The sequence below is a fragment of the Alteromonas sp. DYW1 genome, assembly GCF_059752595.1.
Genome location: NZ_CM186038.1, coordinates 906,386 through 924,644, shown reverse-complemented (window position 1 = coordinate 924,644; position 18,259 = coordinate 906,386). Strand labels below are relative to the sequence as shown.

At 47.0% G+C, this 18,259-nt stretch carries 14 protein-coding genes; all 14 read left to right on the top strand.

Going from position 1 to position 18,259, the window contains the following annotated elements; all coding sequences use genetic code 11:
- Nucleotides 1-80 precede the first annotated feature (80 nt).
- The 14 genes from yfcC to AC121Z_RS04070 all read left to right on the top strand — a co-directional run bounded on the left by yfcC (nucleotide 81) and on the right by AC121Z_RS04070 (nucleotide 18,209).
- Nucleotides 81-1,559 (top strand): putative basic amino acid antiporter YfcC, encoded by a 1,479-nt coding sequence (gene yfcC, locus AC121Z_RS04135; RefSeq protein ID WP_498126912.1) that lies wholly within the window; start codon nucleotides 81-83, stop codon nucleotides 1,557-1,559.
- 81 nt (nucleotides 1,560-1,640) lie between these two features.
- Nucleotides 1,641-3,266 (top strand): serine hydrolase, encoded by a 1,626-nt coding sequence (locus tag AC121Z_RS04130; RefSeq protein ID WP_498126910.1) that lies wholly within the window; start codon nucleotides 1,641-1,643, stop codon nucleotides 3,264-3,266.
- 130 nt (nucleotides 3,267-3,396) lie between these two features.
- Entirely contained in the window at nucleotides 3,397-4,200 is an 804-nt protein-coding gene (locus tag AC121Z_RS04125; protein WP_498126908.1) for a PEP-CTERM sorting domain-containing protein, read from the top strand.
- Nucleotides 4,201-4,297: 97 nt separating this feature from the next.
- On the top strand, nucleotides 4,298-5,620 hold the full coding sequence (locus AC121Z_RS04120; RefSeq protein ID WP_498126907.1) for a nucleotide sugar dehydrogenase: 1,323 nt from the start codon (nucleotides 4,298-4,300) through the stop codon (nucleotides 5,618-5,620).
- Nucleotides 5,604-7,100, top strand: a complete 1,497-nt coding sequence (locus AC121Z_RS04115; protein WP_498126905.1) for a glycosyltransferase family 2 protein — start codon at nucleotides 5,604-5,606, stop codon at nucleotides 7,098-7,100. The genes AC121Z_RS04120 and AC121Z_RS04115 overlap by 17 nt, the downstream gene beginning before the upstream one ends.
- Before the next feature lie 24 nt (nucleotides 7,101-7,124).
- Nucleotides 7,125-8,273 (top strand): PilZ domain-containing protein, encoded by a 1,149-nt coding sequence (locus AC121Z_RS04110; RefSeq protein WP_498126904.1) that lies wholly within the window; start codon nucleotides 7,125-7,127, stop codon nucleotides 8,271-8,273.
- Between the two features lies 1 nt (nucleotide 8,274).
- The gene (locus AC121Z_RS04105) at nucleotides 8,275-9,654 is read left to right on the top strand and encodes an alginate export family protein (protein ID WP_498126902.1); all 1,380 of its coding nucleotides are present in this window, start codon (nucleotides 8,275-8,277) and stop codon (nucleotides 9,652-9,654) included.
- Nucleotides 9,654-11,105 carry a right-handed parallel beta-helix repeat-containing protein gene (locus AC121Z_RS04100; RefSeq protein WP_498126900.1) on the top strand — a complete coding sequence of 484 codons (1,452 nt, stop codon included), beginning with the start codon at nucleotides 9,654-9,656 and terminating at the stop codon, nucleotides 11,103-11,105. The genes AC121Z_RS04105 and AC121Z_RS04100 overlap by 1 nt, the downstream gene beginning before the upstream one ends.
- A gap of 8 nt (nucleotides 11,106-11,113) precedes the next feature.
- On the top strand, nucleotides 11,114-12,502 hold the full coding sequence (locus tag AC121Z_RS04095; RefSeq protein WP_498126899.1) for a hypothetical protein: 1,389 nt from the start codon (nucleotides 11,114-11,116) through the stop codon (nucleotides 12,500-12,502).
- A 45-nt stretch (nucleotides 12,503-12,547) separates the two neighbouring features.
- Nucleotides 12,548-13,966 carry an MBOAT family O-acyltransferase gene (locus tag AC121Z_RS04090; protein ID WP_498126897.1) on the top strand — a complete coding sequence of 473 codons (1,419 nt, stop codon included), beginning with the start codon at nucleotides 12,548-12,550 and terminating at the stop codon, nucleotides 13,964-13,966.
- A gap of 10 nt (nucleotides 13,967-13,976) precedes the next feature.
- The gene (locus AC121Z_RS04085; RefSeq protein WP_498126895.1) at nucleotides 13,977-15,041 is read left to right on the top strand and encodes an alginate O-acetyltransferase AlgX-related protein; all 1,065 of its coding nucleotides are present in this window, start codon (nucleotides 13,977-13,979) and stop codon (nucleotides 15,039-15,041) included.
- A 5-nt stretch (nucleotides 15,042-15,046) separates the two neighbouring features.
- A complete protein-coding gene (locus AC121Z_RS04080) occupies nucleotides 15,047-15,682 on the top strand; it encodes an alginate O-acetyltransferase AlgF (RefSeq protein WP_498126893.1) in 636 nt (211 codons plus the stop codon).
- Nucleotides 15,683-15,684: 2 nt separating this feature from the next.
- The gene (locus tag AC121Z_RS04075; protein WP_498126892.1) at nucleotides 15,685-17,085 is read left to right on the top strand and encodes an alginate O-acetyltransferase AlgX-related protein; all 1,401 of its coding nucleotides are present in this window, start codon (nucleotides 15,685-15,687) and stop codon (nucleotides 17,083-17,085) included.
- Nucleotides 17,058-18,209: an alginate lyase family protein gene (locus AC121Z_RS04070; protein ID WP_498126890.1), complete on the top strand. Its 1,152-nt coding sequence runs from the start codon at nucleotides 17,058-17,060 to the stop codon at nucleotides 18,207-18,209. Before AC121Z_RS04075 ends, AC121Z_RS04070 begins: the two co-directional genes overlap by 28 nt.
- Nucleotides 18,210-18,259: the final 50 nt, after the last annotated feature.

Below are 18,259 nucleotides of genomic sequence, written 5' to 3'. Positions count from 1 at the left end.
TATTTCCTTAACAGATTGTTACTTGACCCTGCCTTCTGTCCTCATCAATACTTAAATTTCAACAGCGGTGGACGAACACTATGCATGTAAAAACAACACCTCAAAAAATGCCGGATGCCTTTGTCATTCTGTTCTTTGTCATCGTTATTGCCAGCGCACTGTCTTATATAGTGACGCCCGGCGCGTTCACACCTGAGACGGTTGAGGTCTTGAGCAATGGTGAGGTCACCACCAAAGTTCAAATCGATCAAAGCAGTTTTCAATATGCTGAATCGGCTAGTGCTGGAATCCAGCTGTTCGCAGATGGTGGCGACATGGGCATGCTTAATTATGCCTTTGAAGGATTAGTTTCTGGGGATAAGTGGGGGTCTGCTGTTGGTGTCGTTGCGTTTATTCTGATTGTCGGTGGTGCCTTCGGCATTATTATGGCCTCTGGTGCAATTAATAATGGTGTGCTGGCTTTAATTGCGCGCTTTCAACGCGCCGACAATGTGATCTTACCGCTATTATTCATCCTATTTTCGTTAGGCGGTGCCATCTTCGGTATGGGTGAAGAAGCCATTGCTTTTTGTATTGTTTTAGTGCCATTGGTTATTGCCTTAGGATACGACAGTATTACAGCAGTGTTGATCACGTACGTCGCTACGCAAATCGGTTTTGCCACGAGTTGGATGAACCCCTTTTCGGTGGCTATCGCACAAGGTATAGCCGATGTCCCCCTAATGTCTGGCCAAGGATTCCGTATGGCTGCTTGGGTGGTATTTACTAGCGTAGGATTATTATTTACCTGGCACTATGCCCGTTCAATCAAGCGCTCACCAGAGCGCTCACTCAGCCATTCCAGTGATAACCACTTTCGCCAACAACAAGCAGAAATTAACGCAAGCTATAGTTTTGCTGACACCACTATCCTACTCACTTTTTTTGCTGGTATCGCTTGGGTAATTTGGGGCGTAACAGCGCATCAGTATTACATTCCTGAGATTGCTAGCCAGTTTTTTGCCCTCGGCATTGCTATTGCTGGATTGGCCAAAATTTTTGGCAGACTTTCGCTTAATCAGGCGTCAGAGGCTTTTCAGCAAGGGGCTAAGGATCTACTCCCGGCCGCTCTAATTGTCGGTATGGCAAAAGGAATCGTACTGATTTTAGGCGGGGACGATGTTAGCCAACCGTCGGTATTAAATACCTTGCTCTACCACGCCAGTAACAGTATCGGTGAATTCGGCGCAACGGCGAGCGCGCTGTTCATGTTGTTATTCCAATCCGTGTTTAACTTTTTTGTCGCCTCTGGCTCCGGTCAAGCTGCGATCACTATGCCATTAATGGCACCACTCGCTGACTTAGTTGGCGTGTCGCGGCAAGTGGCGGTGCTTGCTTTTCAATTGGGCGATGGCCTCACCAATATTATTATTCCAACCTCAGCGTCATTGATAGGTTGTTTGGGTGTAGCCCGTCTTGATTGGTCTGTCTGGATCCGCTTTGTATGGCCGCTTGCCATGTTATTAGGGGGTTGTGCGGCAGCAACTGTGGTAATTGCGGTAGCCATTGGGCTGGTTTAACAGGCCTCTAGGTCACTCGTCAATACCGAGCTAACCATGCTACAGTGAGTGCCACGTTGGGACGCCAGTGGAGCGCATTAAGTGCATAAGATAAATGACAAATCGGAGAATTCCTTCGTACGTTGGGTCGCCCTAATAATTCGTGTACCTTTGTTTTTGGCCACTTTGACAGGTGCTACAGAATTATTGGCAAACCAACTAGAGGAACAGTTAGATAAGGTAGTTCCGACCGCGCTTAAAACGTTCAATACACCGGGAATGTCGGTAGCCATCGTTGCCAGCGATAGCGTGCTCCTGCAAAAAGGCTATGGCAAGCGTGACCTGAATAAAGATTTGCCGGTTACCCCGCAGACCTACTTTCGTATTGCTTCCACTAGCAAAGCATTTACTGCAGCCTCGCTCGCGATTTTAGTCGACCGGGAACAACTGGATTGGGATGATAGGGTCATCGATCACTTGCCAGAGTTTCGCATGTTCGACCCCTATGTTACGCGGGAAATGACTGTCCGCGATCTCCTGTCACACCGCAGTGGTTTAGGTGGCGGTGCTGGTGACAGTATGCTGTGGCCAGAGCCTGCGGGTTTTAGTCGAGCTGAGATTGTACATAATCTGCGTTACTTGACGCCGCAGTCGAGTTTCCGTAGCCGCTATGCCTACAGTAACGTTATGTACATCACAGCTGGCCAAATAGTAGCGCGTATCGCCGGACAAGATTGGAGTGAGTTTGTTGATGAACAACTCTTTGCGCCATTACAAATGGCCTGTTTTGCTGGTGACATACCAAAGTCCGCATTAAGAAACGTAGCATTGCCGTATGGATTTAATGAAGATACTGGGATCCACCTAATTCCACGCAATGCGATTCACGAAAAGGGACTTGCATCAGCTGCTGCGGGTGGTTTGGTATGTAATACTGCCGAAATGAGTAAATGGGTCATGGCATTATTATCGGACGCCCGCGCCAACGGATCAGAGCAAGACGTCAGGCATACATCTAAACTTCCATTCTCGGTGCAGCAACTACAAGCAATGTGGTCACCCAATACTTTGCTCGGGATCAGTGAGTTTGAGCAAGAATGGGATGGCATGGTGCTAAAAGCTTACGCCATGGGTTGGCGCATCAGTCACCTTAACAATACAAAAATTGTGTCACACACTGGCACGCTATCGGGGTACCAGGCATTTGTTGCACTCATTCCAGAGCAGGATGTTGGGGTGGTGATTTTAAATAATGGTTCCAATTATGGTGCTCGCTCCGCCGTCATGCAAAGTATACTGCGACATTTCTTATTGCCGACTGAGCAAAAGGATTGGGTTACCTTATACCAAAACTATCAGGCAGAGCGTGAGCAAGAGTACCTTGCCAAACACACAGAACCGAATGGAACTAAGCAAGTCAATCTGGATCCCTTGGCTTATACGGGCACGTTTGTTGATCAGTGGTTTGGTGCCATGGAAATCATCTCCGATAATGGTACATTGCGTATCCAATCTGATAAAATGCCAATGTTGATAGGTCGTCTGGTGCCGTTTAATGACCATACATGGGTAATTGAATGGGACAATCAGAATGCGGCAAGTGATGCGTTTATCCACTTTTCTGTGAATATCAATAATACAGTGACCGGATTTAGGCTGACTCCGTTTACGACTCAGCAGGTGGACAACCATGAATGGCGAGATATGTACTTTAATCGGTCGAATTAGGTTGACCTTGGGTATACTTGTGTATAAAAAAACATACGGGAAAACATAAGATTGGCGGAAAATGCCATAGGCTTATCTGGCAGTCAGTCGATATAATTCATGCATTAATAGAGTAGTAGGCTGTTTTAGAATGTACAAATTAGTTGCTGGTGCTTTTTTACTGTTGTGTTCTTCAGCACAAGCAAACTTGCTGCTGACGTCCCCCACCTCATATGGTCAAATCGATTACCGTATACCAGACTTTGGTGGTGCCGTTATCGATATGATTGGGCACAATAACAATCGAGTAACAAGCTTCATCGGTGAGGGTAACTTGGCGCATGTGGGTTTGATCACAGACTTAAATGGGTACGCTGATACCACCATCGGTAAATTGTCATTTAATGATGACATGCTGAAGGCGCTTGGTGGCGGTATTGCTCAAATGGGGATCCGTTTGACCATGTGGGACGGTGATAACGACCTTTATCAAGACGATACACAATCTCTAGAGTTAGGCTTTCACGCTAACAAAAACTTTTTATTCGTGAATGACTACTATTTTGGTAACTTTTCGGACGTTGAAACGGTTTCTTTTAATCGGTTTGGTCTCGGTCAGGTAGAAACGTCTAACACCTCAGGTTTTACCACAGATCATACAGGCGTTGGTTGGTTTTTCTCGAATGACGGTAAACTCCTCAGTAGTATTACTGAAGCAATTTTTGCCACTAGCGAGCTAGCCATGAAATTTGTGGTTTCCGGTGCAGCGCCAAATCATGCGAACTTTATTTCGTTTTCGGATCGTGATGACCGCCTCACCAAGCAAGTTAAGTCATTTACTAGCATTAAGGTTCCAGAGCCTAGTACCTTGATTTTGATACTGCTTTTGGTCGGTATGTTAGCGCTCAACCGCTGGCGAGATGCTACGCACCATAGAGCGGTAATCAACGCGTAATTATGAAGGAAGCCAAATGGCTTCCTTTTTTTTTGTTGTCTCTTTACTCAAACTCTAATTCCATGAATACTATGAGAAAAAAGAGAACGCAGACACCATGATAAAGATAAGTGTTATTGGCATGGGTTATGTTGGCTTAGTTTCAGCAACCTGCCAGGCTAATGATGGTCACAAGGTAGTCGGTGTAGACACTGATTCTGCGAAGCTTGCGCTGATTGCACAAGGTCAAGCACCCATTGTCGAAAAAGATCTTGCTCAGCTGTTAGACAATGCCGTCAACCAATCAGGCAACCTAACGGTAACAACCGATATTCAAGACGCGGTGCTTGCGACCGACATTTCTTTTGTTTGTGTTGGCACGCCTTCCGACAAACAGGGGGGTCTGGATCTCAAATATATTCAACAGGCATGTCATGACCTTGGAGCGGCGATAAAAGCCAAGGGCAGCTATCATGTGGTGGTGATCCGCAGTACGGTTATTCCTGGAACGGTTTCAGATGTGGTTAAACCTGCTTTGGAAGCGGCCTCAGGGTTGGTCGCCGGCAAAGATTTTGGTATCGCCTCAAATCCAGAATTCTTGCGTGAAGGCTCCGCTATTCAGGACTACAAAAATCCTCCGATGACCGTAATCGGAGCGCTAGATGAGCGTTCTGCGGAGACGTTGTTGAAGCTGTATGCCAATACCCCAGGGGAGATTGTGCAATTACCTATAGAATCAGCCGAAATGGTGAAATATAGTTGCAACGCATGGCACGCCACTAAAGTTGCTTTTGCGAATGAAATTGGTAGCTTTGCCAAAGCCTATGGCGTTGATGGTCGACAAGTGATGGACGTGCTTTGTAAGGATCATATTCTCAACATTTCTCCTTATTATATGAAGCCCGGATTTGCTTTCGGTGGGTCTTGTTTACCCAAGGACTTAAGGGCCCTCGACCACGAAGCTCGCGGTCGTCATATTCAATTACCCTTGCTCCATGCCGTACTAGAAAGTAACCGCAAGCACATTTACAAAGCCGTCAGCCAAATCGAAAAAATTGGTAAATTGAAGGTTGGCTTATTAGGATTAAGTTTCAAAGCTGGCACGGATGATTTGCGTGAGAGTCCATTGGTAGAGCTCGCCAGTATCCTGACCGGCAAAGGCTATGATTTACAGATTTATGATGCAAACTTGAACGCCAGTTTAGCCTTACAGAGTGAAACTCAAGATTTTTCCAAATACATTCCATTCCCCTACTTACTGCGCCTGTTAAGCAAGAACATGCAAGAAGTGATTGAATTTGCCGATTTAATCATTATCGGTAATCCCGAGCCTGAATTTAAATCTGTGGTTGCTACGCTGCCAGCAGATAAAGAGCTGCTCGATTTGGCCGGGCTAATGAGCTCAACCAGTCAAGGAAATCTGCATGGCATCTGTTGGTAAAGCGCAACTTTTACCTGCGGTTTATACCCCCGTTGGCTGGGTACTATGGTTTACTGTTGTTGGCATTTTAGTGCTTGCAGTGCCCCCCGGCACCTTTGTCGCTGACCACCCCAACTTTATTTTTATTATTGGAGCCTTGGGAATTTGGCGCTATGGGGTTGGGATCATGCACTTTGTGCGCGGCATGATTTTCATGTACTTAGTGTTCCCCGGTCAGCGTAAACGTGCATTGAAAGCCATTGCCGATCGCCCCCCCTCGCACATCTACTTGATGGTCACGAGTTTTCGGATTGATTCAATGACCACCGCGAAGGTCTATTCAGCGATTATCAAAGAAGCAGTCGAGTGCGGTTACCCTACTACCGTCGTGGCCTCTATTGTTGAAATGTCAGATGAGCTCTTGATCCTGAATTTATGGGAGCAGTTCAGTCCCCCCCCACACGTGCAACTTAAGGTTGTGCGTATTGCTGGCACCGGAAAACGCGACGGATTGGCTAATGGCTTCCGCTGTATTGCTAAGGACCTGCCCGATGAAACTGCTCTGGTTGCGGTTATAGATGGCGACACTGAACTGCAACCCGGAGTTATTGCGAAGAGTGCTCCCTATTTCTCGCTGTATCCTAATGTAGGGGCATTAACCACGAATGAAACCTGTCAGGTACTTGGCTCCTATGTGATGAGTCAGTGGCACAAACTGCGTTTCGCTCAACGTCATGTCAACATGTGCAGTATGAGTTTAGCGAAACGAGTATTAACCTTGACTGGCCGTATGTCGGTGTTCCGCGCCGCCGTGGTCACCCAAACTGACTTTATCAATGATGTTGAAAACGACCATCTGGATCACTGGCGTTTAGGTACTTTCAAGTTCTTAACCGGTGATGATAAGTCTAGCTGGTACTCATTAATGCGTCGCGGCTGGGACACATACTACGTCCCTGATGCCAGCATCCACACCTGGGAACACCCACCCGATAAGAACTTTTTCCGGGCAGCAAAGCAATTGATGTTCCGTTGGACCGGTAATTCTTTGCGGCAAAATTACCGTGCAACACGCTTGGGTTTGCGTCGTTTAGGGGTTTTGACCTATTACGTTCTTTGGGATCAGCGTATTTCAATGTGGACCAGTTTGGTTGGCCTGACAGCTGCGATTGTGGGCGGTCTAAAATACCACTATTCAATCCTCGTCATGTATCTCCTGTGGATTGCAATGACACGAACCTTTGTTACCTTTTTGCTGATGTTTTCAGGCCACAAGGTTGGCCCTATGTACCCAGCATTGTTGTATTTCAATCAGATTTATGGCGCTCTTGTTAAGGTCTATGTGACGTTTAGACTCGATCGTCAAAGCTGGACTCGTCAAAAAACCAAAAGTAAAGAAAGTGACGATCCATTTCAGAAGCACTTTAATGTTTATTCAACTCGACTTATGACCTTTGGCGCATTTTGCTTATTTTTTGCATTCATCTTACGCCTGGTATAACGCAATGGGATTTAAGGTATCAACATGAGTAATCAGTCAGATCCAAACAGCATGGTTCACGAAACAGAAACGCAAAGGCGACATTCGCGGGTTAAGATACCGAGCAAATTAACCATCGTGGCCGAGGATGGCACAAAGTCCCAGTTCGAACTGTTGGATATCAGCGCCAGTGGATTTGCTGTGCAAGCGGGCGACCTCAGCTTTACAGCGGGCGATTTTGCCAAAGGCACTTTGACCTTTAAGTTTGATAGTCTAGAAATTGGCTTGGATGTAAAGTTTCAAGTCGTCGCGAAGTATGGTGAAAAAGACGCGCGCTACGGTTGCGAATTCCATGAACTGGGCCGCGAAGAAATTTCTACTATTCGTACCATCATCACCAAGTTCCTGAGTGGTGAAGTCACCAATGTGAACGATATTCTTACTACCCTATCGCGGGAAAACTTCGCCAAACAGCGTACCGATGTAAATCGCGCCCTATCTGGCTCAGATAAGGTAAAAGCGGTGATTTTTACCGGCATGTTTGTGTTTCTCAGTTTGCTTGCGTTTGCTTATGTGTTACTCAACATCCATCAGTCATTCTTTGTCATTAAGGCAGATACCGCTGTAGTTTCAGCGCAAACGAGCATAGCTGCCGCCCAGCGCGAAGGTAATATTTATATTCAAGTTCAACCCGGCCAGAAAGTCGTTAAAGATCAACCTTTAGCAATAATTGAATCACCAATGTTGGTGGACACCGGCAGTATTGCTGCAGCAGCAGGAATGGAGCAATCAGCATTGCAAGATTTGCTCGATAAAACCATCCCTAGCACGGTCAAGAGCCCCTGTGATTGCGAAATCGTAGAGCTTGCTGTACGCGATGGTCAGTATGTCACTCAAGGTCAAACCATTGCCACCTTTGGCGACGCAGCCACATCAGCCGTAGTGTTAGCACGCTTCAAGCATGCAGATTTAGCTGATATTGCGGTCGGCACTAGTGTTTACGTCTATCTTGATCCGGAAAAGGCTCCGGTGCGCTCTGTCATTACTAAATTAGAAGTACCCGAAAATATTCGCGCCGAAGAACACAAAGTTCACAGTGTTCTTGCGACAATAGTGCCAGACGATCACATTCCACTGTCCTACCTGAAACGGCCGGTGACTGTGAAAATCGGCGAACTAGACGCGTTTATGTAAGATGAAAAAATTGCGGAACAACATCATCAATCGAGACATTGCTAGCTGTCTGGCCGCAGCGATGGTAATGACTGGGCCTTTGGCTTTTTCAGGTACCGCGTATAGCTATGAACTCGAACCTTGGTTACGCGGTGCAGTAACATCCCGTGACGTTACGAATCGCCCTAGCTTAAACACTATTGACCAAGATAGTTGGCTACTAGAAGCACGTTTAGGTATTCGCGACCAAATCAACACGCAGTGGTCTTGGTTTGCTGACGTTAGAGCCCTCGCCGCGAATGACAATACGTTCTTAAGTGACCAAACCAACGATATAGTGCGTGAAGATGGTTCCAATGACTCTTATTTTTTACAAGTGCGCGAGGCCTATATTAGATACTCTGGGTTGACCCCCTACCCCGACGAATTTTTAACCATAGGCTTGCAGCGCTTGGCTGACGCCGATGGCTTTTGGTGGGACGCTGACATCGAAGCCATTAGCTGGCAAGCCGATACCACACAGTTGGACTGGTTGGTAGCAACCGGCAGAGAATTTGATACCTATCGAACTGATGCTGAGCTTAGCGCTGTCAATGAAGACGTTACCAGAACCTTTGCTGGTTTTGACTGGGACTGGATTGCTTACCATAGTATTGGCTTCCATTACATGCGACAAAGTCAAAGCACTGACCTCACGCAAACGCGGTTTATCGATACGGCACTAGGCAGAAACGCAACTGTCAATTGGTACGGCGTAAAAGTCATGTCCAATTGGCATACGCGACAGGGGCCGAGTCCACTGGCTTATAAAGTAGAGTGGATCTCTCAGCGCGGCGATACTTCACTTATTAACGCAGATAATGTTGCCACGCCGAGCAAAATAGACGCTGACGCTATCGATGCAGGCATCCGCTATGATCTTGCTCAGTGGTCGGTAGGGCTAACTTACACTCGTGGCTCTGGTGGCGGTACTGCAGAACAGTCAAATAACTTTGTACAAAGCGGATTACATACCAATCGTGGCCAATATTTCGGTGGCAGACAACGCCTCATTCGTTTTAATGAGGCGCTACGAGCGGATATAACCAACCTCTCGCACAGCGGCCTCTTTTTCAGTTATCGACCTAACCTAGAATGGGAAACGGTGGTGTTACTGGGTCACTATCAGAAAACCAACAGCCAAGAGAATATTTTTTCTCTGACGCGTGAGATCGAGACACATTCTGACAGTAAAGACGTCGGCAAAAGCCTGGATGTAAACCTTACCTACACTCCGCAGATCCCTTTTTACAACATGCACTTGCTGCGCTTGCGCGCAGGCGCGTTTAGTCCGGGAGACGCAATGTTACGCAGCGGGACTGATTATCGTATTACCCTCGATGCTCAGTTTTGGTATTGGTAATGAAAGCCATTCTTGTTTTAGCCTTCATCGTCCTAACTAGTTCAGCGTCGGTAAACGCCCAGCTAGCGCAGGTCACAGCAGTAGAAATGCCGCTCAGGGCCAATCAATTGCCGGATCGAGATATCACCAACAATCCCACTCTCAGCGCCGATGTAACAGTCTCCTCAGCTGCATCAATAGCAGGAAATTCTGAGGTTAAACGCCTTAGCGAAACTAAGGATGTATTAAAAACCATATACTCATCCAGCTTTACCCGCATGGCCGAACAGCAAGGCCAGATCCCACTCGGTATCGTACTCAATCAAGGCAGCATGTCATTAGCAGAGCTGCATCAACAGCACCCAACATGGTTGCGAAAGATTGATGCGCAGAGTTTTGTCGCAGAGCTCCCTATCATTGTTGATATCGGTGCCGAATTAATTATTAGTAAAAAGCAGGTCCTTACCCTATCGACGCAGCGTGGTAGCTTTTTACATAACAGCGGCCGCTTGGTGATAACTGATGCTGTTGTCCAAGGTAGCGAAAATAAATCCGACGCGAACGACTTCCGACCATTCATTGTAGCCTTTGGCGGCAGCACCACAGTCGTCGCAAACTCTACCATTCGACAGCTCGGGTTTAATGAGACCTCCAGTTACGGTTTTACCATCCGCCCAGCCACTGCAGCAGCATTAGCCATGCTCAATGGGAATGAACAACAACTATTGGCAAAAGCGCCAAGACTATTGGTTGAAAACTCAACCTTTGAGGACCTATACATTGGTATTCAAGCTGCCGGTGTCAGTGCTAGTGTGATTAACAATACGCAGGTGAACAACAGTAGATTCGACGGGATCCAAGTTTTAGCCAGCGCATCTGCTGTGATAATCAACAACACGATACAACACGCAAAGCGCCATGGACTTTTCCTCTCAGGATCTGTCACGGCGAGCAGGGTGAGCGATAATCAAATAACCCTCAATGGCGGTGCAGGGATCGTTCTGGAGCAGGCCAGTGAGCGCAATCTAGTTGCCTACAATGAAGTTTTTAACAATGCAGCTGATGGTATTGCGCTGTATGAAGCCAATGAAAATCGTCTGTTTGGCAATCAGATCTATCAGAATGGCAGCCACGGTATTCGCTTGCGCTCAGCACACGCAAGCCAGCTACATCAAAATATCCTACTCGCCAATCAAGGCAGTGGCGTATTCATTTATGCCAGTGGTAACGTCAGTGCTTCCAAAGCTAATGCAGCAAACACGCTTAGTGAAGTCATCGGTGGACTGATGATCGGCAACCAGCGTGGTGCCATTACTAGTGAAGCGCCATACTCACTGTTACTTGGTCAATTGCGACTTGAAGATAATGGCAGCAGAGCATTTCGAGGACAGCTAGAGGTGCTAGAGGGCGCAATTGCCAGAGCCACACTGTCCGATAGTTCGGCCGCGCTTATCCAATTTAAGGTAGAGTAGGAATGCAGATGAGCGAATTATTACGGTCTGTTTCAGCTTCATTCTCAATGCTGCGACTGCGTCGATACATGCTGCCTATCGGTAGTATTTTGCTATTCTCAATCCAAGGTTGCAAAGTGCTGGAAGATACTCAACTTGCCCGCATTCAACTCACTGACAATTCACCTGCCCGCCATCAGCAAGCCCTAAAAGCATTACAATCCTTGTCCCAAAAAGGCTACTTGGACGCCACAATATTGCTCGCAGAATATCATGGTCGCCTCGGACAGTTTCCCAATATTGAGGCGGCGCACAGTGCTTTTATCCAGATGATCCCAAGTGCTGCAAGCTATGGTAAGCGTTATGCCAATTGGCTAACCCGCCTTGCCAGCACCCAACCCACTTATCACCAGCAAGCCAATGACGTGTTGTGGCAGCGCATGCGCACGCATGGAGATGTTGGCTACCAGTTGGTTAGATTGGCAGCAGCAACTGATCAAGATGTTGACGCGACAGTGCAAGAAGTGTTTGCTTTACTCGACCAGCAGGGGGAGTCAAGCACACTCGAGAAAATTCGGATCTTGGCTGAATTGGATGACGTTGCTCCCTGGTATGAGATGCTAGCAGAACTCTGCTCTAATGCTATCGATGCGAGTTATCATTGCTTGCGTAGTGAATTACGGTTTGCCAAAAAACATCAAACAGATCGACTTTCAGCGCTCGCTGAAGAAGCCAATAGAGCCTTCCAAAAAGGTGAGATCAACGTCGAGGAAAACATCAGCTTAATGCGACTATTTGCTGCTCAAAATGCCGATATTGGCGCCGGCAGTCAACGTTTAGCCTTCACCTCAGCAGGCACGGCTATTGCAACAGAGGATACCGCTTTTCTGGCGTATGCCAACTACGCTGTGGCTAACGAGGTGCATTACAAACTACCTGAATTAACTCAGCGACTTGAGCGCATAAGCGAGCAACACCCTCAAGCATTCGTTTTTCTCGGTCGATTATTTATGGAGGGGCGTCGCACGGTGGAATATCCGAGTAGAGCTTTAGGTTATCTGGAGCAGGCTTTACCTGATCCTGAGGCTTCCTATTACCTCGGTAAACTCCTACTCTCGGGTAAACTAGGTTATGCCGTGCTGCAAGAAGGTGTTGATCGACTGTTATTTGCCGCCCGACGCGGTGAGTATCGAGCCTATCGCGAACTCTTTCAACTATTTACTAATGGCGCTGGAATAAAGCCCAACCCAACCTATGCGCAAACCTTTGCTGAGGTCTATCAAGCCTTGGGGTATCAATTAAGTGAGTTCGACACCGAATTGCTCGCGTCACTGCCTGCAGCCAATGATACCGCCACCGATGTTACCGAGCTTGTAGCTGCTGAGATGCTAATCCTGACAGAGTTAACCGATGATTAAGATTTATCAGGTGCGGTTAACCCATAAAAGGAAACGCTAACGCATATGGTGTTCTCATCCAGCATCTTTTTGTTTTTCTTTTTGCCGCTGTTTTTGCTGTGTTATTACCTAACTCCTGCGCGCTTTCGTTCCTTAACCATATTGCTTGGCAGCTATGCATTTTACGCGTGGTGGCGCGTTGATTTTCTAGCACTTTTTGTCGCTGTAACCCTGTGGAATTATTTCATCGGCAAGGGCATTGCCGCTGCTCTTGCAGTGCATCCCACGAAAGCCAAACGACTGCTCGTTATTGGAGTTGCTGGTGATCTCGCAACATTAGGTTACTTTAAGTATGCCAACTTTGGCGTGGAAAATTTGGATCAACTGTTGATCTCTATCGGCAGCGAGCCACTTTCTCTGGCGCACGTTATCCTGCCCATTGGGATTTCCTTTTACATTTTTCAGGCGATTAGCTATTTGGTCGATGTGTACCGACAAGACACCCCGCCTTCCCGACGATTTATTGATTTTGCCGCATTCATCGCCCTATTTCCGCAATTAATTGCGGGCCCGGTATTACGTTATAAAGACTTAGCCAGTCAATTTGTCGAACGAGTGCACAGTTGGCCACTGTTTTGTTCTGGTTGCCTGTTGTTTATGCAGGGATTTGCCAAGAAAGTCTTGATTGCAGATACCGTTGCCCCTATCGCTGACGCCGCATTTAATGGGCATGCAGTGACCATGCTGGATCACTGGCTAGGTGTAACTGCCTACAGTATCCAGCTGTATTTTGATTTCTCAGGTTATAGTGATATGGCTATTGGACTGGGATTGATGATGGGTTTTCACTTCATTCAAAATTTCAATCAACCCTATATCAGTCAAAGTATCACCGAATTTTGGCGACGCTGGCATATTAGCTTGTCCACTTGGTTGAGAGATTACTTATACATAGCGCTCGGCGGAAACCGACATGGCACCTGGAAAACCTACCGTAATCTGTTTCTCACTATGTTGCTTGGCGGCCTTTGGCATGGTGCCAATTGGACATTCATTGTATGGGGGGCATGGCATGGCCTCATCCTCGCCTTTGAGCGACTCACCGGACTATCAAATTATACCGGCTTTTCTTTACTGCGTTGGCTGATAACCTTACTTCTGGTCATGTTGGGCTGGGTGTTCTTCCGTGCAGACAATGTCACTGACGCAGTCCACATAATCATCGCGATGTTTAGTTTCGACACTCAAGCGCTCAGCCCTGAGTTCTCAATTGAAGTGGCTCGCTGGGCATTAGTGATGCTCGTAATCGGAGTGGTAGTCGTTTTAATTCAGGGTTTGCGTCAGCACATTGCTGCAATCGAACGGGCTCTGAGCCATGCGATGGTATTGAAGCTAGCGCAAGGATTGCGACTTCCTATTTTCTTACTTGCGTTGAGTAGCTTATTAGCATCCAGCTACTCACCGTTTTTATATTTCCAGTTTTGAGGGTTGTAACATGAACACCAAATCCCTGATCGCTGGCATATGCATGACGGTACTTGCTGTAACCGGATTTATTACATTATTTCGTGCGCCGGTTGTCTTACCGGTATCGATTGACGAAATCCTGAATGGAACCACAAGTAAAAACCTCGAAGACCAACTTTTAGAGGCCATTCCATATAAGCAAGCTGTCACTGATTATTGGGCTCGCTTTCTTTTTACTGTATTCAATGAAGGTAAAGCCGGTGTGGTTATTGGTGATCAAGGCTGGTTATACAGTGACGAAGAGTTTCAATGGCCCCATGATGCAGCACAAAACATTCAAACTCACACCCAGTTTGTTGTTGAGACTGTACGCCATCTACAGACTGCCAATATTGACGTAGTGATTATTGTCGTACCGGAAAAAATAGCGGTCTATCCAGAATTTAGTCCACAGCCGAGTGCGCACAACAGTAACACGCTACACCAGCGGGTGGTTCGGACACTGAGAACAGCTAAAGTAACCATCATCGACCCGTTACCGCAATTACTAAAAGCGAAAGCCCAGCAAGCTCCCCCCTTATTCTTGCGTACAGATACACATTGGACGCCCGCAGGCGCCGAATTAGTTGCGCAACACGTGGCAACAGAACTACCGCAGTTGCAAGGCACGTTAAACTTTAGCAGCACTATAGCAGAGCCAATAGCATATCCCGGTGACCTGATGACCTTCATTCCTGCGAATAATGACTGGTTACGTCAACAGATCACGGTGGATCAAGTCGCTGTGGTTACAACGAGTTTAGTGGCGGATGATTTTGCAGACCTATTCGCAACACCAGAGCCGGTGTTTGCGGCATTAGTTGGAACCAGTTACAGTGCGAATGCGACTTGGAATTTTCATGGCTTCCTCCAACAAGCAATGGCCCTCGAAGTTTTGAATTATGCGCAGGAAGGACAGGGTCCATTTAAGCCGATGTATGCATTAATTGAAGCAGACGAATTACAAGCCCAAGCAATAACTACCGTATTTTGGGAAATTCCAATAAGATATTTTGTCCAAGCACCAGCGAACATAAGCGTGAGAGAGAATTAAGAAAGATGCGAAAATTGCGTAATGTATACTCAATAGTACTACTGAATCTGCTCTTGGTAGCAGGCGCCGTGCTGGCTGAAGATGAAGCCTTGTACGGAGCAGCACCACCGCCAGATGCGGTTTTTTTTCGTGTATTTAATGCATCGGAACAACCCATCGAGATCGTTCATCAAGATAAAGTCTTGGCAACAGTAGAGTCTCTGCAAGCCACACCCTATGGATTTGCTGCAGCCGATGAGGCGATGCTAAAGCTCAATGGCCAACCACTTACCCTGACGGGTCCCATTAATAGTCAATGGACAGTCATTTTCACTCCCAGCGCAGGATCGCCCTTAGTCTTGCTCGAGTCGCCTTTTGACAATAAACGTCAGGCTCGTATCGCGGTTTATAACCTAACGGAAGAAAGCGAGCTAGCGGTAAAAACCATTGATGGAAAACACACGATTATTGACAAAGTCCCTACGCTAACCATGGCCACACGCGATGTCAGGGCAATCAAAATTCCTACTGCGATAATGGCCGGCGAACAATTATTAGTGCAGTCAGAACCACTGATGCTGGCCCGCGACAATGTGACCAGTCTATTTATAACGCAGTTAAATGGGGCTGCTAGCCTTACCGTTGTTCAGGCGGAACAATAGTAATGACAGCAGCAAGAGGAATTCTCGTATTTATACTGTTAGGTTTAGTGTCGGTAGCCCGCGCCTCGACCTATCAAGTTGAAACCTACCCAACGCTCTGTGATGCGGTTTACGATGAAGCTAATTACACGACTGAATTCTTACGCAAGCATTGGCGTATCCTGCCAGGACAAGGTAACTGGCTCGCCAATACCAGTATGGATTTTCCCGATTATAGCAATATCATCTCAGCTCAAGGTATACAGGAACTTCGCCGCTTAACCGAGGTTTTAGCTACTTTTGATACTCAGCTTATGCTGGTTTATTTGCCCGCGCGAGGCGTCACCTATCCACAGCTACTCAATGCCCAACTAGCAGGCTTCGATGCGACATTGGCGCGCACTCAATACACCAAGGCGTTAAACGAGTTTAGGGCGCAGGGCATTGTCGTGCCCGATTTAACCGCCCTATTCACTGATGACGAACCGGCTCCTTTGTTTTATGAAAAAGATATCCATTGGTCTATCACTGGGGCGCAAAGAACCGCGCAATTAGTGGCGCAACAGCTTGTTACTCTAGGGTTAGCTGATATTGATATGCCAGCCAAATATGAAACGGTATACAACGGTGTAATGCTGGACGTCGCTAATGTAGAGAAAGCGATTGAACAAATTTGCGGGTTTACGTTTGCGCCTAGCTACTCTGCGACTTATACGACTAATGAGATCATAACTGAAGCTGAACAAGACACGTTTAGCTTATTCGATACCGTTGCCGATGAGATAACGTTATTAGGTACCAGTTTTTCTGCGCTCAGCAAATTTAACTTTGTAGGCTACCTGCAGGAGTATGCCAATGTTCCCGTCACCAATTATGCCCTTAGCGGCGGTGGTCTCATTGGCTCATGGATTAATTATCTGAAGTCCGGTGATTTTCACAGCCAACCGCCACGCCTGATCATATGGGAAGTGCCCGGATGGAGGGACTTTGAGCCGCGCTTTTTCCACACTATTTTACCGCTATTTTTTGACACCTGCGGTCCGGACGACGTGGCAATGCAGGCGAACAAGTTGACCGTTCGAGCAAATCAACGCTTGCCGAATGCCGCGTTTGACCCGAAGGGCTCGGTTAAACCTGCGCGCGAGCTAATGCTACAAGTCACCACCGACTCACCACACATTGAGGAAGTCCAGTTGCGTGTTTGGTTTGCCAATGGCGGAAACCGACTATATAAGTTGCGACATCAGTACCGAACACCAAATGACGGGCAATTTCAGACATTGTTAGGGGAAAATCACAATTATCCATCACAACCGGTTGTTGGGATTGATATTGAAAACACTCGATTCTATTCGTCAGGCGGCGAGCAAGCGCGCGCAACCGTCGATGTGAAGCTATGCTCCAATCCATTGCCCTACGAATAAACTGTGCTCGCGGGCTTAATTTAGCCAATCTAGGTCTGTGCGGACTTGTGCTGCTAAGCGTTATCACTGGTTGTAAACCTGCGCCCGACAGCACATCAAAGACATTTCAGCCGTTAGCCGCACCGGTGGGATTCTCACTGCCTATTACTTTACAAACAGATGTGGTTGATGAACGTTGTGAGTTGTCTGCGCCATTTACGGCTCGACTTACCTTTCCAAGCCGCTATGCAGGTAGTGATAGCGCGCGCGACCAAGTAAACTCGGAAACCACACAGGCATATTTACAACAATCAAAGCCAATTAGAGACTTTTCATTGTTAATTACTCGATTGGCCAACCGCCTATACGCACAGCAAGGCGGAGCAACAGACTATGCATGCTTAATTCGGCAACTGCATCATTGGGCACAACACAATAGCTTACTTAACATTGCTGATATGACTGGCATGGCGGTGCGAAAGTGGACATTAGCCGCATTAGCAAGTAATTATCTTAAACTCTCCTATCTACATCGAAATGATCAAGCATTTGCGTCACAGCGCCAACTGATTGAGCGTTGGTTCAGTGCTATCGCATGGCAAGTTGTAAGCGATTACAGTGACAAACCTATTGCACGAATGAACAATCATAGCTATTGGGCTGCTTGGTCAGTGATGGTCACCAGTATTACCGTGCAGGATCAAAAGTTATTCGCTTGGTCTAGACAGATCTATACGCAAGCGCTCAAGAACATAGATGAGCGTGGGTTGATCACATCAGAGCTCAATCGGGCCACACGCGCCGCCCATTACCAAAACTTTGCTTTGGCACCATTGATGGCAATAACTGCATTTTTGCAAGCGAACCAACTTCTGGAAAAAAGTGCATTGAAAACGATCACACTGGCAGCGGATACGACTCTTGAGATGCTCCACTCTACGGCATTGATTGAGGTAGCCACAGGTACTCCCCAAGTTGATCCAGAATTGACCACTCGAGGTCGACTCGCATGGGTGCCAATATTTTTATCGCTACAATACAATGATCTAGGGGTCAGTACTATTGAGTCCTATAACTTAACCGGTAACAGTCGGCTCGGAGGTGATACCTTTGCACTTTTTCAGCCGATAAGTGTCATCAATTAGGACAAATATCCTAGCATGATTTGTAAAATCCTGTTAAATCAGCAGCCTAA